This is a genomic window from Nocardiopsis listeri NBRC 13360, from assembly GCF_001570765.1.
GTDB classification, from domain to species: Bacteria; Actinomycetota; Actinomycetes; order Streptosporangiales; family Streptosporangiaceae; genus Nocardiopsis; species Nocardiopsis listeri.
Map to the genome: position 1 here is coordinate 38017 of NZ_BCSH01000020.1, position 21857 is coordinate 59873.

Genomic DNA, 21857 nt, shown 5'->3' on the forward strand with positions numbered 1-21857 from the left:
TCCTTGCGCGCTCTCAGGGGCTGTCGAGGCATCGGGGGTCGACACGCCTCGGATCCGATCAACCCTCCAAGGTCTGTTCCTCACGCTGGACGGGCGCGGACCACTCCACCACCGTTCCCTCGCCGGGGCCGGAGGCCACCGCCATCGCACCGCCCAGCTCCTCGGCGCGCGAGGCCAGGTTGCGCAACCCGCTGCGCGCCACTCCCTCGGGGACACCACGGCCGTTGTCGGACACCCGCAACACGACCTCACCGTTGTCCACCGACAGCTCCACGTCCACCGTGGTCGCCCCCGAGTGCCGGGCCACGTTGGACAGCAGCTCACGCAGCACCGGCACCAGGTGCTCGCCCACCCGCTCGTCCACGGCGTTGTCCACCGGGCCCTGGGTGAGCAGTCTGGGCGCGAACCCCAACGTCTCAGCGGAGGTGTTGACCAACTCCAGCACCCGCGAACGCAACCACGAGGAGTCGTCCTCACCCGAACTCTGAAGGGCGAAGATGGTCGACCGGATCTGCCGGATGGTGTCGTCCAGGTCGTCCACCGCGCCCTGCACCCGCTTGGAGGAGGTCGCGTCGTCGATCCGTCGCACCGTGCCCATCAACGTGATGGCGGTGGCGTACAGCCGCTGGATGACGGTGTCGTGCAGGTCGCGGGCGATCCGGTCCCGATCCTCCAGCACGCTCAATCGTTCCGAGTCCAGGCGGGCCTCGGCCAACTCCAGGGCGACCGCCGCCTGGTTCGCGAACGACGACAACATGTTCAACCAGCTGCTCTGGAAGTCCTCCCGGCCGCGGTCCCGGGCCAGCACCAGCACGCCACGGGCCCCGTCGGGCGGACCGAACGGCAGCACCAGTACGGGACCGACCCCCATCCGGGTGAGGAAGCCGACCCCGAGGTGCTCGAACTCGGACACGTCCGTCTGTAGCGGGGTGCCGCTCAGGTAGACCCGGCCCAGCAGGGTGTCCTCGGCCCGGGTCAGGGTCGCCCCACGCGCACCCGCCGCCAGGGACTCGCACTGGTCCTCGGGACCGTCCCACACCCGCACCGTGAGGGTCTGGGGGTCCTCACCGGGCATGGCGATGATCGCGATGTCGGAGTGCGCCATCACCCGGGCTCGACGCGCCACCAGGCGCAGTACCTCCTCGGGTGCGGCCCCGGACAGCAACCGGGTGGTGATCTGCCCGGAGGCGTCCAACCAGGTCTCACGGCTCTGCGTCTGAGCGAACAACTGGGCGTTCTCGATCGCGGTGCCAGCGGCCGTCGCCAGGGCGCGCATCAGGAGTTCGTCGTCGCCGGTGAACTCCGTACCGTCGTGCTTGTCGGTCATGTAGAGGTTGCCGAACACCTTGTCGCGGATGCGGATCGGCACCCCCAGGAAGGTGTGCATCGGCGGGTGGCCCTCGGGGAACCCTCGCGACTCGGGGTGGTCGCTCACTTCTTTGAGTCGCAACGGCTCGGGTTCCTTGATGAGCAACCCGAGGATGCCCTCGCCCCTGGGCCAGTGGTCGATGCAGGAGATCTCGTGGGGTTCCAGGCCCACCGGGATGAACCGACTCATGTTCCCGTCGGGCCCGATCACCCCCAGCGCACCGTAGCGGGCGTTGACCAGTCGGGTGGCCGTCTCGGTGATCCGCAGCAGGAGGGGATCCAGTTCGAGACCCTCGCCGATGGAGATGACCGCTTCCAGGAGGGTGTGGATGCGCTCCTGCTTGCGGGAGATCTCGGTCAACCGGGACCGGACCTCGTCGAGCAGGTCGTCCAGCCGAACCTGGGGCAGGGACAGCCGGTCGTGTTCGTGAGGATCGAAGTGATCGCCGACCGTCTCGCTCATGGGGGACTCTTTTCCGGCCGCTGTCCAAGGTTCCATAACCGAGTCTATGGGCGTTCTGTGCGGGTTCGACTCGCCCCCACGAACTGCGACGTGTGTCAAGTCACCTGTCCTGACCAGCCACTTTCCCGAGCTGCCACTCCGCCCGACACAAGTGCCGAAGGCCCTCTCGGAAAGGGGCCTTAGGACCATCGTTCACGGTGGTCGCGGCGCTCTCGGTGGGCGGGTCACCGAGTTCGCCCTAGAGTCCCTCGTTGGTGAAGACCGTGTCCGGTTCGTCGGCGAACCCGTCGGGCCCGCCCAGGAACACCGCGTACGCGTCGGCCTCTCGATAGATGGACCGCTCGGCGGTGCTCAGTACCAGATCGGCGTGCCCGTCGCCGTTGTAGTCGGCCAACGCGTGGTGGTGCATGTTTCCCAAGTCGGAGGAGGGCACCGGCACGGTGACCCCGCCCTCGCCGGTCAGCCCCTCGGCCCCGCCCAGGAGCAGGGTGGCCGTGGAGCGGTCGAAGTACGGTCCGGTCATGGCGACCACGTCATCGATACCGTCGCCGTCGACGTCGCCCACCAACAGGCCGTTGCCGAACCCGTCGCCGTCCTCGGCCGCGCCGGGCACACCCTCGGTGTCACGATCGACGCGCACCGGTTCGGCGTCCAGGTAGCCCTCGCCGGCGAGGTAGGTGTCCACGTATCCGGGGTGCAGCTCGTCGTCGTGCCCGGGTTCGTTGTTGGGGATGCCGCTCACCCCGACGAGCAGGTCGGTCGAGCCATCGCCGTCGACGTCGCCGGCCACGTGTTCGTGACCGGGCGCGGTGTCGCCCACGATCTCCTGGGCGGGTCCCTCCGGGCCCGAACGCAGCACCACGTGGGATACGGGCGACTCGTCGGCTCCGCGGACCAGCAGTAGGTCCTCGTAGGCGTCGCCGTCGGCGTCGAACGCCCTGACCGTCGCGTCGTCCGCGTCGTCGGGCAGCGGCAGGTCCTCGGTGGCGGCTGGAGTGCCCTCACGGTCGAAGGGGCCGTGGTGGAAGGTGCTCTCCCATTCGTAGGTGGGGGTGCCCATGAGGCTGTCCAGGACCGCGACGTCGGTGTCGCCGTCCCCGTTCATGTCGCCCACCGCCAGGGAGATCGCGCCCATGCCATCTGGGTGGTCCACCGAGAGCCAGGGCAGGGGGACGGCCGGACCGACGGGGCCCTGCGGACCGCCCCACACGATGTATCCGCCGTCCTGGGCGTCGACGATGAGGTCGGTGTGACCATCGCCGTCCAGGTCGCCGGCGTCCATGACCATCAGGTGTTCCTGTTCCCCGGACAGCTCCAGGTCGGATCGGGTCAGGACCACGGAGCGGTCGGGGTCGAGGCCGCCCTCACCACCGGGCAGCACCCCGACGTACGGTTCGCCGGTGAACTCACCACCCCGGTATCCGTGGACGGGCAGGACGGGGAGGCCGTTGGTGTCGTCGATGACGGGGGGTTCGTTCTCGTTCCTGGTGGGGACGGCGTCGGACAGGTCGGTGGTGGTGTTGCCGCAACCGACGGCGGTGAACATCAGGACGACCAGGAACGGTGGCAGGAGGGGGGTTCGGTGCTTCATGGGGCTCTTCCGGCGGTGTGGACGGATTCGTGGGTTCGACGCCCGGGCGTCGACAACCGTTGACGGAACAGTACTTGTGGACGCGGGTTCGGGGTCGAATCGGCCCGGAGCGACGAAGAAGCGGGCCGGGCGGCGATGCCGTCCGACCCGCTTCGGGGGAGGTGAGAGTGGGGCCTAACGAGTGACCTTCGCGGAGATCTCGTCCAGATCGGCCTCACTGGTCTCCCTGCCGACCAGCAGGGCGCCCAGGGTGATGCACCCGACCAGGACCAGGTAACCGCCGACCCAGGCCAGACCGAAGGTGCCGGCCAGCCAGGTCGCGATGTAGGGCGCGAAGGAGGCGCCCAGCAGGCTGGCCAGGTTGTAGGCGGCCGAGGCGCCGGTGTAGCGCACCTTGGTCGGGAACAGCTCGGGCAGGACCGCGGCCATGGGACCGAAGGTCAGACCCATCAGGGACAGGCCGATGACCAGGAAGGCCATCACGCCGAAGGTGCTGCCGCTGCCCAGCAGCGGGCCCATGGCGAAACCGAACACGATGATGGCGATGGTGACCGTGACCAGGGTGGGCTTGCGGCCGAAGCGGTCGGCCAGCAGCCCCGAGATCGGGGTGAAGATCCCGAAGAACACCACACCGATGAGCAGGAACACCAGGAACTGCGAACGCTCGTATCCCAGGCCGGTGACCGGGTCGGTGCCGAAGCCCAGCGAGAACACCGTCATCAGGTAGAACAACACGTAGGTCGCCAGCATGATCAGCGTTCCGATGACGACGGCCGGCCAGTTGCTGCGGAACACCTCGACGATGGGGGTCTTGACGCGCTCACCGGAGGCGACGATCTTGGCGAAGGCCGGGGTCTCGTGCAGGGTCAGGCGCACCCACAGGCCGATGACGATCAACACGGTGGAGATCAGGAAGGGGATCCGCCAGCCGTAGGCCAGGAACGTCTCGTCGCTCATGGTCTGGCTCAGGATGAGGAAGACCCCGTTGGCCAGGAAGAACCCGATCGGCGCGCCCATCTGCGGGAACGTGCCGTAGAAGCCGCGTTTGCCGGCGGGAGCGTTCTCGGTGGCCAACAGCGCCGCGCCGCCCCACTCGCCGCCCAGTCCCAGCCCCTGACCGAACCGGCACAGCGCCAGCAGCAGGGGCGCGGCCACACCGATCTGCGCGTAGGTGGGCAGTAGACCGATCGCCACGGTGGCGATGCCCATGGTCAGCAGGGACGCCACGAGGGTGGTCTTGCGGCCGACGCGGTCGCCGAAGTGACCGAAGAGCCAGGAGCCGATGGGGCGGGCCACGAAGGCGATGGCGAAGGTCGCCAGCGACTGTAGGCGGGCCGCCATCATGTCGCCCTCGGGGAAGAACAGGTAGGGGAAGACCAGGACCGCGGCGGTCGCGTAGACGTAGAAGTCGTAGAACTCGATGGACGTGCCCACGAGGCTCGCCGTGAGGACCTTCCGCTTGGGGTTGGTCGGGGGTTGCGCCGACTCGGCCGGTGGCCGCTGCGGCGACGGTTTCCCTGCGGAGACGTCCGTCATGTGACTTCTTTCCAGGTCAGTGCGGGTTGATGGCTGGATATTAGTCCCCGTGGACACTATGTGGAACATTTGTCTCGCCATGTGGACACGTGGGGGTCGGTGTCCACTTCGGGGCGTGCGGCCTGAACGCGACGATCCCCGCCACCTCGGGCTTTTGGCGTCCTGGGTGATCAGGGCCACTCGGCATGATGTCACGCCCACCGCTCCCCGTCTCGTCATGTGGATGGAAAGCAGCTCCCCAAGCCGAGGAGGATCCCCATGGCACACGAACTCCTGGTGCTCGGCGCCGGCTACTCCGGACTCGCCGCCGCCGGCCGCGCCGCCCACCACTCCCGCGAACGCTCCCTCGACCTGCGCGTCACCCTGGTCAACACCGCCCCCGACTTCGTCGAACGCGTCCGCCTGCACCAGATCGCCGCCGGGCAGAACGTGGGGATCCATCCCCTCACCGAAACCCTCGACGGCACCGGGATCGACCTGGTCCTCGGCAGGGTCCAGGACCTGGACGTCGACGCCCGCACCGTCGCGGTCCACACCGAAGAGGGCCCGCGCGAGCTGCGCTAAGACACGCTCGTCTACGCCCTGGGCAGCGACGCCGCGCCCGCGCCCGTACCCGGGGTGGCCGAGCACACCCACAACGTCGCCTCGGTCACCGCCGCACGACGCTTGGCCGACCACGTCCGCGAGAACCCGCCGCACACCCTGGCCGTGGTCGGTGGTGGCCTGACCGGTGTGGAGGTGGCCACCGAATTCGCCGAGAGCCACCCCGACCTGCGGGTCGAACTCATCACCCGCGGCCGGGTCGGCGCCGGGGGCGGTGACCGAGGCCGCGACCACATGCGACGGTCCCTGGACCGCCTTGGAGTGGCCGTGCGCGAACACACCGAGGTGAGCAGGGTGGACACAGCCGGGCTCGACCTGGACGACGGTGGGCGCGTGGACGCCGACGTGGTGGTGTGGAACGCCGGGTTCGGTGTCCGTGGCCCCCTGGCGACGGCCGGATCGAGCGTCGACGACGGCGGGCGCGCCCTGGTCGACGCCGGCCAACGCTCGGTGTCCCACCCGGAGGTCCTCGTGGTGGGCGACGCCGCGCACGTCCGTGCGGTGGACGGCCGGGAGCTGCGCATGTCCTGCGCCATGGGCCTGCCCATGGGGTGGAACGCCGCCGACACGGTCGCCGACGCCCTCGACGGGAGCGACACCGGCGTCGGACGTACCCACCGAGGGCCGGGCCTCGGCTACCTGTTCCAGTGCGTGAGTCTGGGCCGGGGCGACGGACTCGTCCAGTTCGTGCGCGGCGACGACACCCCCACGCGCTTCGTGCTCACCGGCCGCCCCGCCGCCCTGTACAAGGAGTTCATCGTGGCCGCTGCCTACGGCGGGCTGAGAGGCGGACAGGCTCGCCCCGACCTGTACCTGAGGCTGGCGCGCTGGTCGGGTCACCGTTCCCGACGCCCCCACGCGCGGGCCGGAGCCCTGACCGCTTGACGGGGCGCGGGGTCAGCGGCGGCGGTTCGGGAGGGTCTTCCCCGAACGGATCCGCGGCACCCCGCTGACCCGGACCACCCTGGTGCAGTTGTCCCGGAAACGCTTCACCAGTTCACCGTTGGGCCGATCGCTGCGTTCCACCCATTCCCGGGCGGCGTTCGCTCCGGCGCCGCCCGCCCGCTGTCGCCGGTTCAGTCGACGTTCGCGCACCAGGTCGGTGGCCTCCACGTACCAGAGTTCGACCATCAATCCCCGCACCTGGTCCCAGGGGGCGTGGTCGGAGGCCAGGTAGTTGCCCTCGGTCACCACCAGACGGGTGTGCGGTTCGATCACGTGGCGCGCGGCGACGGGTTCGTGCAGTCGACGGTCGTAGTCGGGCACGTAGACCGGGTGGTCGGTCTCCACCGGCAACCGGCGCAGCATCGCCAGGTAGCCGTGGACGTCGAAGGTGTCGGGGGCGCCCTTGCGGTCGCTCCTGCCCAACCGTTCGAGCTGGGCGTTGGACAGGTGGTAGCCGTCCATGGGCAGGTAGCCGGCGGTGTCCGCGCCCAGGGTCTCGTTCACCGCGTGCACCAGGTAACGGGCCAGGGTGGACTTGCCGGCGGCCGGGGCACCGGCCAACCCGAGCACGGTACGGCGGGTGTTCTCCCCGTCGTCGGGGGGAACCATGGCGAGGACGTCGGCCACGAGGGAGTCGAGCATGGACTCCAGCCTATGCCGAACCGGGGCCCCACACCCGATCGTCCCGCAGATCGGGCGGGCACGCTTCGATGATCGGGGTGGAAGAGGTCGCCCAAGGGCACCGATGGATCGATGAGTCACTGCACCGGGCGGTCCCCGACGGGGCCGAGGAGGGGCGGGGCCGCCGGCGCTCGGCGGCCCCGCGAAGCCTCAGGGGGCGTGCCCGACGAAGGCCAGGGCCTGACGCACCAGGACACCCTGGCCACCCTGCATCTCCTCGCGCACCTGAGGCCCGGTGGCCTCGTCCGGGGTGAACCACACCAGGTCCAGGGCGTCCTGGCGGGGCTGGCAGTCACCGCTCACCGGAACGACGTAGGCCATGGCCACCGCGTGCTGGCGGGGGTCGTGGAACGGTGTGATGCCGGGGGTGGGGAAGTACTCGGCGACCGTGAACGGCTGCGGGGAACTGGGGATGCGGGGCAGGGCCACCGGGCCCAGGTCCTTCTCCAGGTGGCGCAGGAGCGCGTCGCGCACCCGTTCGTGGTAGAGCACCCGGCCCGAGACCACCGAGCGGTTGAAGCTTCCGTCGGCGCCGGCCCGCATGAGCAGACCCACATGTGTCACCTCGCCGCTCTCATCGACTCGGACGGGCACCGCCTGGACGTAGAGCACGGGCATGCGGCCACGGACATCCTCCAACTCCTCGGAGGAGAACCAACCGGGCTGGGTGTCGGCGGTTTCGGTCATGGGGTACGCGGCCGTCGTCCGCTCGGGACGGTCGATGGGCCGCTCCCTCCCTTCGCTCTGGTCTTGTCCCTCGATGCGGTCATCCTCCCTTGCCCCGAGGGGTTCGGGAGCACCGGCCGTCACATGGGCGTCCAAGTACCGCTTTTACCGCACGGGAGTCGAGAAAGCACGGTGCGGGTCCGTCTTCGGGAGTGTCCGAGAGAGATCTGTGCGGGCTCTGTGGAGCGTGACCCGGGCCGGGAGGGACGGGAGAACGCGCGGTGAGGTGAGACCGAACCATCCGCGGAGCCACATCGGCGAGATTTCGGGGGTTTTTCTCATCAAAAGCCTCCCGCAACCTCTCTGTAGAGGTTACGATCTCGTACGCGGTTGCGTAGTGGAAAGGTTACGTCCGGTGAGAGGTGGCCCGAGTGGCGAAGGATGTACCGTTCTCGGCCCGGGAACGTATCTCCTGTACGGGGGTGACGGTGGTGCGCGTCCACGGAGAAGTGGACCTGGCCACCGCCGACCGGCTGCGTGAACGTCTCTTCGACGCGGTGCAGGACTCCCGTTGCGACTGCCTGGTCGTGGACATGTCCGGGCTCGGGTTCTTCGACGCCAGCGGCGTGCGCGCCCTGGTCGCCGTCCATCGAGTCCTCCAGGCGCGGGGCGCGCACATGGTCCTGGCCGAACCGTCGTCCATCGCCGAACGGGTCCTGGAGGCCCTGGGCATGCGGCGCCTGTTCGACGTCTATCCGATCGTGGAGATGGCGCTGACCCACACCAGCGGGCTGCGCGCCGACGGCCCGCCCTTCAGGGACAACCCCGTCTCCTGACCCGTGCGGCCCGGTGAACGAAGTGACCCGATGTGGTGCGCCGGTGGGGAAACCGGGCGCCCCACATCGGGGCTCCACCTACCTTGCTCGGACACTCGGCCCCGGTGTTGGACACCGCAGTCCTGTCAGGGAAGCACCGTGGGGCGTGATCCCTCGGCCTCGCCGGTGATCTCGGGACGTTCCAGGAAGGGCGCGAGCAGTTCCGGAACCGCTTCGTCCGCCCAGGCCAACCCCTGGCCCAGCCCCACGTCCAGGGCGGAGTACATGCCCTCACCCGCGGCGGTGGTCGCCGCCACGTCGGCCAGCCCCAACCTGCGCTGGAAGGGCGAGCGGGTGATCCGCCAACCGATCACCGCCGACCGTTCCAGGGTGACGGTGTTTCGCACCCCCATGCCCTTGCGCAGTACCAGGTACTTCGGGTGCAGGCCGTGCCCCAGCCCTCGGTAGGAACCCACCGCGTACCAGAACGCCAGTACGCCCAGCACGACCGCGAGCGCGAACCAGCCCCACCCGGGGGTGGCCTCCACGCTCTCGACGACCAGCGGGATCGGCACGATGGTCTCCTCGATCGTGCGCGCCACCTCCCACCAACTCTCGGTGGCCACCATGTGCAGCCACGCCAGACCACCGGCCAACGCCACCCCCGCCAAGGTCACGAAGGTCGCCCGGGTGAATCGACGGCGCAACGCGGCCCTGGGGTGCGTTGCCAACGGAACGTCCAACGGGGACTGCTCCTGGCGCATCAACGCCGCGCCCAGGGCGCGCGCACGGGAGCGGGGCATGGCCGGGGACAACCTGCTCTTGGCGCTGGTCTTCTTGTCGTCGCCACTCTCCAACCCGGTCGCGACCGCCTGAACGCTCGCCCCGCGCACCGAACGCAGCACGAAGGGTTCGTGCAGGACCACACCGTTCAGGCGGCGGCCCTCCACCGACAGGGAGACGCTGGTCAGCAGGCCCCGGCGCAACCGAACCGTGCCGTCGGGTTCCCGGGTCAGGCGGTAGTTCCACCAGGTCTCCAGCGCGGCCAACAGCAGGACGACCACACCGGACAGCAGGAGCCCCACCAGGAACAGGGGGATCACGAGCAGCAGCCGGGACATCACGAAGTCGGCCATCTGCTGTGAACCGGGCAGCCCCGCCCGTTCGGAGATCCACGCCCAACCGTGCCCGCCCGACTGGGCGTTGGCACCGATGAGGGCGGCGATGACACCGAGCCCGATTCCGAAGGTGGCGGTGGTGGCGGGCGCGTAGGCGAACCAGCGCGGGTTCAGTCGGGCCAGCTCGACGCCGTCCTCGTCGACCGAGCCGTCCTCCCCCTCGGTCGATGCCCGGGAGGCGTCGTCGGTCCCGGCCCGCCGCAACAGCTCACGTCGCAATCGCTCGCCCTGCTCGGCGGTGACGAACTCCAGTTTCAGCTGGTCGGCGCCGGATCCCACCTTCTCACCGGTGCCCACGGTCACCGTGCACAGCCCGAAGATCCGCACGTGGATCGGGGCGGCCACGTCCACGCTGCGCACACGTTCACGCGGGATGGAGCGGTAGGCCTTGGCGATGATGCCCGAACGCATCTCCATGCGGTCGGCGGTGACCCGGTAGCGCACCGCGCGCAGCCGCAGCATGTCCAGATAGGTCATCAGGGCGATGAAAGCGCCGGTGGCCGGCAAGGGCAGCAGTGCCCACAGGGGCTGGTCGACCACGACCAGGACGACGGTGGCGACGATGGCGGAGGGAACCATGAACAGCGCCACGATCGCCGTGTCGGCCCACACCGACAGGGGGCTCAGCCCCGGCCAGTCGCCGCTCGGTTCGTCGGTCTCGGCGGGGAAGTCCCGCCCTGGCGGGTTCGGTTCCGGTACGTGCCCGTCCGCCGGGTTCGGGTCCGTCTCGGGGCGTGCGACGTCGGGGACGGTTTCTTCGGGTCGGTGATCCTCGTGAGAGGTCATGTGGCGTCCCCCGGGACCGCTTCGGTGTTGTCGGTGAGCTGGTCGGCCACCTCGGTGGCGAGGGTGTGGTCGAGTCCGCTGATCTCGATGGGTCCGGCGGCGGAGGCCGTCGTCACCGTCACGCTGGACAACCCGAAGGCTCTCTGTAGTGGCCCGCGCGCGGTGTCCACGGTCTGGATCCGCGACATCGGCGCCACCCGCCACTCCTGCCACAGCCAACCGCTGGAGGTGTACACGGCGGTGTCGGTGACCTCCCAACGGTGCACGCGGTAGCGCCACCGCGGCATCACCACGGTGATCAGCAACCCGACCCCGCCCACGATCCCGGCCACGACGAGGAACCAGAACCGCACGGGTTCCCAGATCAGCGCGGGCACGACGGGGATGACGGTGAGGCCGACCGTCACGGACAGGGCCTGGGTCGACCACCAGCCCACCGCTCGACGGTCCACTCGGTGGTTGGGCGGTCGCAGGCGCAGAGCGTCGTTGCTCATGGCGTCGACGTCTCCTCTCGGTAGGGGGCCGCCGGGGCGGACTTGCCATTAAAAGTGATATCACAATGCTATGCTCGAGTCATCACCTAAGGAAGGGACCGAAATGAGTGAGACCCCCGGCGTCACCAGACCCGAACCCCAGTACCGCGAACGTGCCGCCTTCGGGTACGGCGGGATCCCCATGTTCGTGGTCGCGATGGTCCTTGTCCTGGGCGGCGTCGGCATCGCCCTGCTGCCACTGCTGGACCTGCCCGTGTTCCTCATCGCGATCGGCGTGGTGCTGGCGCTGGTCGGCGCGGTCCTGTCCTTCGGGCTGACCATGGTCGCCCCCAACGAGGCCCAGGTCGTGCAGTTCTTCGGCCGCTACATCGGCACCATCCGCACCGACGGTCTGCGTTGGGTCAACCCGCTCACCGTGCGCAACGCGATCTCCACCCGCATTCGCAACCACGAGACCTCCGTCATGAAGGTCAACGACGCCTCCGGCAGCCCCATCGAGATCGCCGCCGTCGTGGTCTGGCAGGTCGAGGACACCGCTCGCGCCTCGTTCGAGGTCGACGACTTCGTCCAGTTCGTCTCCACCCAGACCGAGGCGGCCGTGCGCCACATCGCCGGCAAGTACCCCTACGACTCCTACGGAGAGGGCAACGGCACCTCCCTGCGCGACAGCGCCGACGCCATCACCGAGCAGCTGTCCAAGGAGGTCGCCGAACGCGTGGACGCCGCGGGTGTGAAGATCGTGGAGTCCCGGTTCACCCACCTGGCCTACGCCCCCGAGATCGCCCAGGCCATGCTCCAGCGTCAGCAGGCCGGTGCGATGATCGCCGCCCGCGCCGAGATCGTCGAGGGCGCCGTCAGCCTCGTGGACCGCGCCTTGGAACGTCTGGCCGACGAGAACGTGGTGGACCTGGACGAGGAACGCAAGGCCGCCATGGTCAGCAACCTGCTCGTGGTGCTGTGCTCCGACCGTCCCGCCAGCCCCATCGTCAACGCCGGGACCCTGTACCAGTAGATCCGGGTGAGGTGCCTTGTCCGAGCGCAAGAAAGTGCTGCTGCGGCTCGACCCCGCCGTCCACGACGCGCTCGCGCGCTGGGCCGGGCATGAGTTGCGCAGCACCAACGCCCAGATCGAGTTCCTGCTACGCCGTGCGTTGGACGACGCGGGCCGCATGCCCAAGGAAGTGCGGGAGATCCCGCGTCGTGGCAGACCACGAAAGCCCGAGGCCACCTCCGATGAACCCGAAGCGGAGCCCGAGGAGGGGCCGGAGCGGACATGACGAAGCCGGGTGCCCGAGGGGGACACCCGGCTTCGTGCCGTCGTGGTGGGGGTTACACGCCGTTCTCCGGCTTCTGCGTTTCCTGCGCAGTCTTCGCATCCTCCGCCTCCTTCGGTCCGCCGATGTGCCGACGCCAGTCACCGTCCAAGCGCAGGAGCCACTGCGGTACGACCCGTACCGGGAAGGGCAGTTCGGTCTCCAGGACGTCCTCACCGAACACCGGGGCCACCTCCGTGTACTCACCGTCCTTCAACCGGAATTCGATGATGCTCGGCTTGTCGGGATCGGGAGTGAGGACCCAGTACGAAGGAATGCCGAAGGCGGCGTACTCCTGCCGTTTCGTGTGGTGGTCCCGGAACACGCTCTCGGGTGAGACCACCTCCACCGCCAGCAGCGGAGGTGTGGTCGTGTAGGGCATCTGGAAATCCTCGCTACGAATCACGGCCAAGTCCGGGACTCGGTAACGCGTGCGTTCCGCATTGAGAATCACCCCTGGACCGTCCATGATCAGGAGCCCAGACGGCGCGCAGTTGCTGAGGTGGGCGGTGAGACGTGCGGTGGCCAGTGTGTGGAAGCTGACGGGGGCGGGGGACACGTCAAGCCTCCCGTCGACCAGCTCGTAGCGCCGCCCGTCGTCCGGAATCTTCCGCATATCCTCCACGGTGAGCGGTGCCGGTCCCGGGTCCGTCTTGCCGATAGCCATGACACTCATCTTGCCTCCTTGGTCGCATGGAGACCAGCGTCGCGGAGTTCTGGGGAGCGTGAGTCGGAAATGGCGAAATTCGCGAACAAGAACCCACATCATTCGGCTCTTGGCGCCGACCAAAAAGAAGGAGGGTGGGACCGGCCTGTGCCGGTCCCACCCTCCTTCTCGGTCGCGTTTCTAGCCGAGCGCTGCCGCGACGGCCCTTCCCGCCGTGCGACCGGAGAAGATGCAGCCGCCCAGGAAGGTGCCCTCCAGGGACCGGTATCCGTGCACGCCGCCACCCCCGAACCCGGCGACCTCGCCGGCCGCGTACACCCCCGGCAGCGGGGTGCCGTCGGCGCGCAGCACGCGGGCGTCCAGGTCGGTGTGCAGGCCGCCCAGGGTCTTGCGGGTGAGGATGTGCAATCGCACGGCGATCAACGGGCCCGCCTTGGGGTCCAGGATCTGGTGCGGGGTCGCCACCCGGGCGAGCTTGTCACCCCGGTAGTTGCGGGCGCCGTGGATCGCCATGACCTGTAGGTCCTTGGTGAAGGTGTTGACCATCTCGCGGTCGCGGGCCACCACCTCGCGCGTCACCGTGTCGGCGTCGAGAACCTCGTCACCGGCGACCGCCTTCATCTTGCGGATCAGCTCGGGAAGCCTGTCGGCGACCACGAAATCGGCGCCATGCTTCTTGAACGCCTCCACCGGCCCCGGGGCGCCCGGCAGGACCCGTTGCAGCACCAGCTTGAGGTCCTTGCCGGTCAGGTCCGGGTTCTGCTCCGAACCCGACAGGCCGAACTCCTTCTCGATGATCTTCTGGGAGAGGACGAACCACGTGTACTCGTGGCCGCTCTTCATGATGTGGTCCAGGGTCCCCAGGGTGTCGAACCCGGGGAGGTAGGGCGCGGGCAGTCGCTTGCCGGTCGCGTCCAACCACAGTGACGACGGGCCGGGCAGGATGCGGATGCCGTGCTTGTCCCAGATCGGGTCCCAGTTCTGGATGCCCTCGGTGTAGTGCCACATCCGGTCGCGGTTGATGATCTCGCCGCCGGCCTGCTCGGTGATGCCGAGCATCCGCCCGTCCACGTGGGCGGGCACCCCCGAGAGCATGTGCTCGGGGGCCTTGCCCAGGCGCTCGGGCCAGTTCCGTCGGACCAGGTCGTGGTTGGCGCCGATCCCGCCGGCGGTGACGACGATCGCCTGGGCGCCCACCTCGAACTCGCCCACGGCGTCCCGGCTACTGGCCCGTCCCCGCTCGACGTCGCTGGGGGCCAGCACCGTGCCGCGTACCCCGGTGACCGTCCCGTTGGTCACGACCAGTTCGTCCACCCGGTGGCGGAACCGCAGCTCCACCAGTCCCTTCTCGGCTGCGGCGCGTACCCGGCGTTCGAAGGGGGCGACCACGCCGGGGCCGGTGCCCCAGGTGATGTGGAATCGGGGCACCGAGTTGCCGTGCCCGTTGGCCAGGTACCCGCCGCGCTCGGCCCAGCCCACGACCGGGAAGATCCTCAGACCCTGTTGACGCAGCCACGAGTACTTCTCCCCGGCGGCGAAGTCGACGTAGGCCTCGGCCCACTTGCGCGGCCAGGCGTCCTCGGGTCGGTCGAAGTCGGCGGTGCCCATCCAGTCCTGGAGCGCGAGTTCCTTGGAGTCCTTCACGCCCATGCGGCGCTGTTCGGGGGAGTCCACGAAGAACAGTCCGCCGAAGGACCAGAACGCCTGGCCGCCCAGGGACTGTTCGGGTTCCTGGTCCAGCAGGATCACCCGCTTGCCCGCGTCGGCCAGTTCGGCGGCCGCGGCCAGTCCGGCCAGCCCTGCCCCGACGACGATCGCGTCGGTCTGGTCGGTGCTCATGGGTGACTCCTCGCCGGTCCTGGTACGTGGTGGTCAAGACTGTGCACCGGCCCGGGTCCAACGGCAAGGGGCATGTGCGCCGCGCACCACATCCTTTGTCAGGGTGTGACAAACCGGCCGTCACCGGGCGTGAGCGCGCGGCGTGAATCCGTGAGAAGGGTGAACACCCGAGGGCGCGCCCGGCAGTGAGGACGTCCCGCGCACCCCTTACGTTCACCCTTCGGACACCTGACCCTCGCCGTGTGTGTCCGGGTCGTCGCCCTTCGGGGTCGATCGAGGTCAGGTGTCGAACCTATTTTTTGACCGGTGGGGCGCGTGGATCCCCGCTGGGGCAAGGGGTCCCGTGAAATCGGACATGAGTCGCACGAAACCCACTATGGGTCAACAGTTGACACACGTCACACGGTGATCCAATCTGGTTAACCATTAACAGTTAACGGTTAACCGAGAGGACGACATGTCGGAGATCCTGCCCATCAAGCAACGGGCACTCGGCGAGAAGGTCGCCGGAGAACTCCGGCGCCTGATCATCACCGGGCGCTACGCCCCCGGTGCGTCACTGGTCGAAGGCCACCTGGCCGAGCAGTTCGACCTGAGCCGCGGACCCATCCGCGACGCCCTCAAGATCCTCGCCTCCGAGGGACTCATCGACACCAACCGCCGCAGCGCCACCGTCGTGGGACTGGGCGGGGACGACATCGACGAACTCTTCTCGTTGCGCGGATCCCTCGAACGGCTCGCCTTGGAGATCGGGCTGAACAAGGACAGGGGCAGGCTCACCGACGGCCTGCGCGCTCCTCTGGATCGGATGCGCAAGGCCCGAGAGGAGCGGGATCCCGACGCCTTCACCGCCGCCGACGTGCACTTCCACTCGGTCTTCTACGACGTCGCCGGTCACCGGCGCCTCGCCGACGTGTGGGCGCAGTACCGGCCCACCATCGAGGTACTCCTGCTGGCCTCCAACGAGCGCTACGAGGACCTGGGCCCCTCCGTGCGCGCCCACGAGGTCCTCGCCGACCTGATCGAGACCGGTGAGCCCGACGCCGTCTTCGACGAGCTCCGCGGTCACCTGGACAACGCCAGGCTCCGGCTCAGGGCCCCTTACACACAGCCCACGTCCGACTGACCCCACGGGACGCGACCTCGTCCCACAGACCCTCGGCTCATGTCCCGCGACCCTTCCACGGAGCCGGTTCCACCGAAAACGGAGAACACCATGCGTTCCACCATCTTCCGCCTGTCCGCGGCCGCACTGGCGGTCACCGCTCTCACCGCCGGCTGCGCCGACCGGGGCGGTGTCAGCGAGGACGCCTCGGACTACCCCAGCCAGGAACTCACCCTCGTCGTGCCCTACGACGCCGGAGGCGCCTCCGACCTGGCGGCCCGCACCCTGGCCTCCGAAATGGAGGACGCCCTGGGGCAGGGCATCGTCGTGGAGAACCGCAGCGGCGGCGCCGGGTCCGTGGGCCTGGAGAACCTCGCCGGACAGTCCGCCGACGGCTACACCATCGGCTACCTGCCGGTCGAGAGCGTCATGCTCGGCTACCAGGGCTACAAGGTCGACCCGGTCGACTACGACCTCATCGGTCAGATGGTGTCGGTGCCCGCCACCATCGCCGTCCCCGAGGACAGCCCCTACGAGACCCTGGACGACCTCGTCGAGGCCGCTCGCTCCGAGCCCGGTTCCATCTCGGTGTCCAACTCGGGCGCCGGTTCCATCTGGGAGGCCGCCACCACCGAGCTGGGCCGGGTCACCGACACCGAGTTCCAGCCGGTGCCCTTCGACGGTGGTGCCCCCGCGGTCACGGCCGCCGTCGGTGGTCAGGTCGACGCCGTGGTCGCCGGCATCTCCGAGACCGCTCCGGCACACGCGGACGAACAGCTCCGTGTCCTGGCCGTCTTCGACGCCGAGCCCTCCGAGTCGCTGCCCGACGTGCAGACCGCCACCGAGCAGGGTGTGGACATCGTGATCGGTGGCTGGGGCGGCATCGGCGCGCCGGCCGGCCTGCCCGACGGGGTCCGCTCCACGCTGGAGGAGGCGTTCACCGAGGGGGCCTCCTCCGAGGAGTTCCAGACGATCATCACCGACTCGGGCAACATCCCGGTCAACGTGCCCTCGGACGAGTTCGCCGAGTTCGTCGACGCGGAGTACACCCGCTTCGGTGAGCTGCTCGAAGGCCAGGACTGAGCCCCATGGGTGACACGACCACGAACCCGGACGCGCCCGCCACGAGCGCGGCGCGTCCGGGACGCGGACTGCGGGAGCTGCTTCCCGCCCTGGCCGCCGCGGCCTTCGCCGTGGTCGCCTTCGCCTTGGCCTCCCAGGTCCCGGAGGGGGCCCGCCTCACCCAGTTCAGCCCGAGATGGTGGCCGGAGCTGCTGGCCGTCCTCGTCCTGGTGCTGAGCGTGTGCCTGGCCGTGGGGGCGCTGTTGCGCCCGACCACCACGGTGGAGGAGGACGTGCCCGAGGAGGCCACCCGCGAGGGGACGTGGCGGCTCACCGCGATGCTGGCCTCGATCGTGGGCTACGGCGTCCTTTGGTACTTCATCGACTTCCGTGTCTCCACGACGTTGCTGTTCATCGCCCTGACCTGGTTGGGCGGCGGACGCGGGTGGAAGGCACTGCTCCTCTTCCCGATCGTCGTGACCGCGATTCTCTACCTTCTGTTCGGCGTCCTCCTGAGAGTGCCACTATGAGTCCGATCGTCGAGGGCTTCAGCGCCCTCCTGGACCCCCTGGTCCTGCTGTGCATCGCCGCGGGCGCCCTGCTGGGCATGCTCGTCGGCGCCTTCCCCGGTGTGACCGCCACCATGGCCGTCGCTCTGGCCAGCGGTTTCACGCTCTCTTTGGACCCGCTTCCGGGGCTGGCGGTCCTGCTGACGATCTACGTGTCGGCGAACTTCGGTGACCGGGTACCGGCGATCCTCGTCAACACCCCGGGCACCCCGGCGTCCATCGCCACGACCTTCGACGGCTACGCCATGGCCCGCCAGGGCAAGGCGGGACTGGCGCTGACCTCGTCCGCGTTCGCCTCGGCGTGGGGGACGCTCGTCGGCATCGTCCTGCTCATGGTCGCCGCGATCCCGCTGTCCAAGCTGGCCCTGAACTTCGGCCCCGCCGAGATGTTCGCGCTGGTCGTGTTCGGTCTGACGATGATGATCGGTGTGTCCGGTGGGCGGATCGTCAAGGGCCTCATCGCGGGCGGCTTCGGTCTGCTCCTGGCCACCGTCGGTCGGGACCCCATCACGGGTACACCCAGGTTCACGTTCGGTGCGTCCGAGCTGTCCGACGGCATCCCCTTCATCGCCGCGATCATCGGCCTCTTCGGCATCGCCGAGGTGATGAACCAGATCCTCGTGCACCGCAAGGGCAAGGGGGTGGAACCGATCAAGGAGTTCGGTCGCTGGTTCCCCACCCGTCGGGACTGGCGCACCATGCTCAAGCCGTTGGCCATCGGCAGCGGTGTGGGCGGCGTGGTCGGCATCGTGCCCGCCACCGGCGGTGACATCGCCGGCATCCTCGGCTGGGACCAGGCGCGCCGTCTGTCCAAGCGACCCGAGGAGTTCGGCAAGGGCTCGTTGGAGGGCATCACCGCCGCGGACACCTCGTCCAACTCCACACTCGGTGGTTCGGTCACCACGACCCTGGCACTGGGCCTGCCCGGCGACTCCGTGATGGCCGTGATGATCGGCTCCATGGTCGTCTGGGGCATCCAACCCGGCCCGTCCCTGTTCTCCAACCAGCCCGACCTGGTCTACAGCATCGCCGGGATCATGCTCATCGCGACCGTGGTCGCGCTCGTGATCAGCGTCCTGCGCATGCGCGGTGTGGCCAAGCTCCTGGAACTGCCGCAGCACTTCCTGTGGGCCGTCATCCTCGTGTTCTGCATGGTCGGTACCTACGCCGTGAACAACAGCGTCTTCGACGTGGCCGTGATGCTCGTCTTCGGTGTCGTCGGCCTGTTCCTGAAGCGCTTCGGCATTCCGCCCGGCCCGGTCGTCCTGGGCCTGATTCCTCGGTGGTCTGGCCGAGGGCAACCTGCGCCGGGCCCTGGAGATCGGCGGGCCGACGAACATCCTGACCAGCCCCATCGCCCTGGGCCTGCTGGCCGTGAGCGCGCTCGCCCTGATCGTGCCGCCGGTGCGCAACGCCTGGCGCGCCCGCCGTGCCCGCGCCGCCGAGAGCGCCACCACTCCCACGTCCTGATCCTGCGGCAGCCACACCCTTTCCGCCCCTTTCCAACCGAGGAGAAAAACCCATGTCCGTCCCCGCCAAGGTGATCACCGCCCTGCCCACCCCGTTCGCCCGCGACGAGGCCCTCGACCCGGGCGGCGCCACCGCGTTGTTCACCGCGGTGCGCGACCGCGGGGTCGACGGTGTGTTCGTCGCCGGCACCACCGGCGAGTTCACCGCCCTCGACGACGCCGAGCGCGTCGAGGTGATCCGCCTGGCCCTGGACGTCTTCGGGCCGGAGGGGGTCTACGCCCACGTCGGAGCGGCCGCGCCTCGGCAGGCCGAGTCCCTGGTCCGTGCCTCCGTGGCCGCCGGGGCGACCCGGCTGGCCGCCATCACCCCCTACTTCCTGCCCTCGCCCGAGGACGCGATGGTGCGCTACTACGAGCGTCTGGTGGCGGCGGCCGGCGACGCCGAGGTGCACGCCTACCTGTTCCGGGCACGCTCCACCACCCCGGCCGACCCCTCGGTGCTGCGTCGTCTGCGCGACGCCGGCGTTCGCGGTGTGAAGATCAGCGGGGAGAGCGACGAGTCGGTGTCCGCCTACCTCGCGCAGGCCCCCGAAGGATTCGACGTCCTGTCCGGCAACGACATCGCCTTCGAGGAGTTCGTGCGCGCGGGTGGCCTGGGCGTGGTCTCGGGTGTCTCCTCCGTCTTCCCCACGCCGTTCGTGGCGCTGCGCGACGCCCTCAACAGCGGTGACACCGAAGGCGTGCGCGCCGCCCAGCCCCTGGTGGAGCGCGCCGTGGCGGCGGTCAAGAGCGGCAGCATCCCGCACCTGAAGGCGGGCCTGGAAGTGCAGGGGATCTCCGCCGGACCCGCCCGTGTGTGCGGCGACGCCGTCTCCGAGGCCGACCTGGAGGTCCTCAAGGAGACCGCGCGGGCCTTGGCCCTGGCCTGAACCCGACGGTGCTAGTGCGAGAGGTGTGTGAGCGCTCATGGCGCTGAAGAAGATCATCAACCGGCCCGAGGACTTCGTCGACGAGGTCACCGAGTCGCTGCTCATGGCGCACCCCGATCGGCTGCGCGCGGCGACCGAGGACCGCAGGGCGCTGGTGCGCGCCGACGCGCCCGTCCAAGGACGCGTCGGCATCGTGACCGGGGGCGGCTCCGGCCACCTGCCCCTGTTCCTCGGCTACGTGGGACAGGGCCTGGCCACCGGTGTGGCCGTGGGCAACGTGTTCTCCTCCCCGTCGGCGGAGCAGATCACCGCCGCCACACGCGCGAGCCATGGTGGGGCCGGGGTGCTGTACCTGTACGGCAACTACGGTGGGGACGTCTACAACTTCGACCTGGCCGGGGACGTCGTCGCGGCGGAGGGCGTGGCGACGGCGACCGTCCTTGGCACCGACGACGTGCTATCGGCGCCCCGCGGCAAGGAGGCGACCCGGCGCGGGGTGGCGGGTCTGTTCTTCGCCTACAAGACGGCGGGCGCCTCCGCCGAACGCGGTGACGACCTGGAGAAGGTGCGGTCGGTGGCCCAACGCACCGTGGACGCCACGCGCACGATGGGAGTGGGCCTGTCGCCCACCATCCTGCCCGCCGCCGGGGAGCCCACCTTCACCCTCGACGAGGGGGAGATGGAGGTCGGGATCGGCATCCACGGCGAACCCGGGAGCCACCGGGGCCCGTTGGAGACCGCCGACCAGATCACCGACCGCTTCCTCACCGAGATCCTCGGCGAACTGGAACCCGAGGCGGGGGACCGGGTCGCGGTCCTGGTCAACGGACTGGGCTCCACTCCGCTGGAGGAGCTCTACCTGATCTACCGTCGGGTCCACCAGGTCCTGGGGGAGCGTGGCGTGCTCATCCACCGGCGCTACATCGGCGAGTTCGCCACGAGTCTGGAGATGGCGGGGGCCTCGGTCTCCGTGCTGTTGCTCGACGACGAACTGGCCGAGCTGGTCGACGCCCCGGCGGCCTCCCCGTTCTTCGGCCAGGGCGACACTCCCGCGCCGAACGCGCCTACCGAGGAGGCGGGTACGCCGGGTGCGGAGTCCGACGCGGGAGCGGCCCCCGCCGTGCGCCGCACCGGTTCGGTCAGCGCGCTGCGCGCCACCCTGATCACCGTCATGGAGCGCTTGCCCGCCCACGCGGAGGAGCTGCGTCTGCTGGACTCGCGGCTCGGCGACGGCGACCTGGGGATCACGGTCTCCTCGGGCGCGTCGGCCGTTCGTGAGGCGCTGCTGACGTTGCCCGAGGACGCGCACCACGCCGACGTGCTGCGCACCGCGGCGACGGCGTTCGCGGCGGCCAACCCCTCCACGTTCGCGGCCTTGACCGGCGCGGGTCTGCTCGCCGCGGCGGCCGAGTCCGAGGAGCTTGCCTCCGTATCGGTTCGTGACGCCGCGCGTCTCACCGCCGCCGTGTCCCGCAGGGTGCGGGAGAGGGGCGGAGCCGAGCCCGGCGACAAGACGTTCGTGGACGGTTTGCTGCTGGTGGAGGAGGCGCTGGCCGACGCCCGGGACCCGAAGGCGGCCGCCCGGGACGCGGCGTCCGCGGCCGGGCGCGCGGTGGAGGAGACCAGTGGACTGACGTCGGCCAAGGGCCGTGCGGCCTGGGTGGGTGAACGCGGGGCCGGTGAGCGCGACCCCGGTTCGGTCGCCCTGCTGCGGTTCCTGGAGGAACTGCGCCACGTCCTGTCCTGAGACGGGTCCTCGTGGTGTGCCGTGAGGGGAA

Annotated in this window: 19 protein-coding genes and 1 pseudogene; 11 read left to right on the forward strand and 9 right to left on the reverse strand. The window is 69.6% G+C overall.

All coding sequences use genetic code 11. From position 1 onward, the window contains the following. Positions 1-58: 58 nt before the first annotated feature. From NLI01S_RS07170 to NLI01S_RS07180, 3 genes are all read right to left on the reverse strand, one after another. The gene (locus NLI01S_RS07170) at positions 59-1831 is read right to left on the reverse strand and encodes a sensor histidine kinase (protein WP_067601146.1); all 1773 of its coding nucleotides are present in this window, start codon (positions 1829-1831) and stop codon (positions 59-61) included. Positions 1832-2069: 238 nt separating this feature from the next. After that, complete coding sequence (locus NLI01S_RS07175) at positions 2070-3422, reverse strand: FG-GAP repeat domain-containing protein (protein WP_067601147.1); 1353 nt, start codon at positions 3420-3422, stop codon at positions 2070-2072. Between the two features lie 174 nt (positions 3423-3596). Further along, positions 3597-4958, reverse strand: coding sequence for an MFS transporter (locus NLI01S_RS07180; RefSeq protein WP_190318384.1), 1362 nt, complete (start codon positions 4956-4958; stop codon positions 3597-3599). 258 nt (positions 4959-5216) lie between these two features. Between NLI01S_RS07180 and NLI01S_RS26265 the strand changes: the two genes are divergently transcribed. After that, on the forward strand, positions 5217-5522 hold the full coding sequence (locus tag NLI01S_RS26265) for a hypothetical protein (RefSeq protein WP_223809146.1): 306 nt from the start codon (positions 5217-5219) through the stop codon (positions 5520-5522). Between the two features lie 12 nt (positions 5523-5534). Further along, positions 5535-6446: pseudogene (locus tag NLI01S_RS07185) on the forward strand (FAD-dependent oxidoreductase); the annotation flags it as partial. A gap of 12 nt (positions 6447-6458) precedes the next feature. On the opposite strand, the gene NLI01S_RS07190 reads toward NLI01S_RS07185, so the two are convergent. Both NLI01S_RS07190 and NLI01S_RS07195 read right to left on the reverse strand, forming a co-directional pair. Then, positions 6459-7148 (reverse strand): nucleoside/nucleotide kinase family protein, encoded by a 690-nt coding sequence (locus NLI01S_RS07190; protein WP_067601149.1) that lies wholly within the window; start codon positions 7146-7148, stop codon positions 6459-6461. Positions 7149-7337: 189 nt separating this feature from the next. Continuing rightward, positions 7338-7874 carry an NUDIX hydrolase family protein gene (locus NLI01S_RS07195; RefSeq protein WP_067601151.1) on the reverse strand — a complete coding sequence of 179 codons (537 nt, stop codon included), beginning with the start codon at positions 7872-7874 and terminating at the stop codon, positions 7338-7340. Between the two features lie 461 nt (positions 7875-8335). Between NLI01S_RS07195 and NLI01S_RS07200 the strand changes: the two genes are divergently transcribed. Further along, positions 8336-8689 carry an STAS domain-containing protein gene (locus NLI01S_RS07200; RefSeq protein WP_067601343.1) on the forward strand — a complete coding sequence of 118 codons (354 nt, stop codon included), beginning with the start codon at positions 8336-8338 and terminating at the stop codon, positions 8687-8689. A gap of 125 nt (positions 8690-8814) precedes the next feature. Here the strand turns inward: NLI01S_RS07200 and NLI01S_RS07205 are convergent, their stop codons facing one another. Continuing rightward, entirely contained in the window at positions 8815-10632 is a 1818-nt protein-coding gene (locus tag NLI01S_RS07205; protein WP_067601153.1) for a PH domain-containing protein, read from the reverse strand. Continuing rightward, a complete protein-coding gene (locus NLI01S_RS07210; protein ID WP_067601156.1) occupies positions 10629-11126 on the reverse strand; it encodes a PH domain-containing protein in 498 nt (165 codons plus the stop codon). Before NLI01S_RS07210 ends, NLI01S_RS07205 begins: the two co-directional genes overlap by 4 nt. 103 nt (positions 11127-11229) lie before the next feature. Here NLI01S_RS07210 and NLI01S_RS07215 point away from each other — a divergent pair, with 103 nt between their 5' ends. Further along, positions 11230-12138, forward strand: coding sequence for an SPFH domain-containing protein (locus NLI01S_RS07215; protein ID WP_067601159.1), 909 nt, complete (start codon positions 11230-11232; stop codon positions 12136-12138). Positions 12139-12154: 16 nt separating this feature from the next. Next, positions 12155-12403 (forward strand): hypothetical protein, encoded by a 249-nt coding sequence (locus NLI01S_RS07220; RefSeq protein WP_067601161.1) that lies wholly within the window; start codon positions 12155-12157, stop codon positions 12401-12403. Positions 12404-12455: 52 nt separating this feature from the next. Here NLI01S_RS07220 and NLI01S_RS07225 read toward each other — a convergent pair whose 3' ends face one another. Both NLI01S_RS07225 and NLI01S_RS07230 read right to left on the reverse strand, forming a co-directional pair. After that, complete coding sequence (locus NLI01S_RS07225) at positions 12456-13115, reverse strand: Uma2 family endonuclease (RefSeq protein ID WP_190318385.1); 660 nt, start codon at positions 13113-13115, stop codon at positions 12456-12458. Positions 13116-13286: 171 nt separating this feature from the next. Next, complete coding sequence (locus tag NLI01S_RS07230; RefSeq protein ID WP_067601164.1) at positions 13287-14945, reverse strand: FAD-binding dehydrogenase; 1659 nt, start codon at positions 14943-14945, stop codon at positions 13287-13289. Between the two features lie 457 nt (positions 14946-15402). Here NLI01S_RS07230 and NLI01S_RS07235 point away from each other — a divergent pair, with 457 nt between their 5' ends. The 6 genes from NLI01S_RS07235 to NLI01S_RS07260 all read left to right on the forward strand — a co-directional run bounded on the left by NLI01S_RS07235 (position 15403) and on the right by NLI01S_RS07260 (position 21826). Continuing rightward, complete coding sequence (locus NLI01S_RS07235) at positions 15403-16071, forward strand: GntR family transcriptional regulator (protein ID WP_067601167.1); 669 nt, start codon at positions 15403-15405, stop codon at positions 16069-16071. A gap of 90 nt (positions 16072-16161) precedes the next feature. Then, the gene (locus NLI01S_RS07240; RefSeq protein WP_067601170.1) at positions 16162-17133 is read left to right on the forward strand and encodes a tripartite tricarboxylate transporter substrate binding protein; all 972 of its coding nucleotides are present in this window, start codon (positions 16162-16164) and stop codon (positions 17131-17133) included. Between the two features lie 5 nt (positions 17134-17138). Further along, positions 17139-17642 carry a tripartite tricarboxylate transporter TctB family protein gene (locus tag NLI01S_RS07245; protein ID WP_067601173.1) on the forward strand — a complete coding sequence of 168 codons (504 nt, stop codon included), beginning with the start codon at positions 17139-17141 and terminating at the stop codon, positions 17640-17642. Beyond that, the gene (locus NLI01S_RS07250; RefSeq protein ID WP_223809147.1) at positions 17639-19225 is read left to right on the forward strand and encodes a tripartite tricarboxylate transporter permease; all 1587 of its coding nucleotides are present in this window, start codon (positions 17639-17641) and stop codon (positions 19223-19225) included. The genes NLI01S_RS07245 and NLI01S_RS07250 overlap by 4 nt, the downstream gene beginning before the upstream one ends. Next, positions 19204-20079, forward strand: a complete 876-nt coding sequence (locus NLI01S_RS07255) for a dihydrodipicolinate synthase family protein (RefSeq protein ID WP_067601176.1) — start codon at positions 19204-19206, stop codon at positions 20077-20079. The genes NLI01S_RS07250 and NLI01S_RS07255 overlap by 22 nt, the downstream gene beginning before the upstream one ends. 37 nt (positions 20080-20116) lie before the next feature. Further along, positions 20117-21826 (forward strand): dihydroxyacetone kinase family protein, encoded by a 1710-nt coding sequence (locus NLI01S_RS07260; protein WP_067601179.1) that lies wholly within the window; start codon positions 20117-20119, stop codon positions 21824-21826. Positions 21827-21857 lie beyond the last annotated feature (31 nt).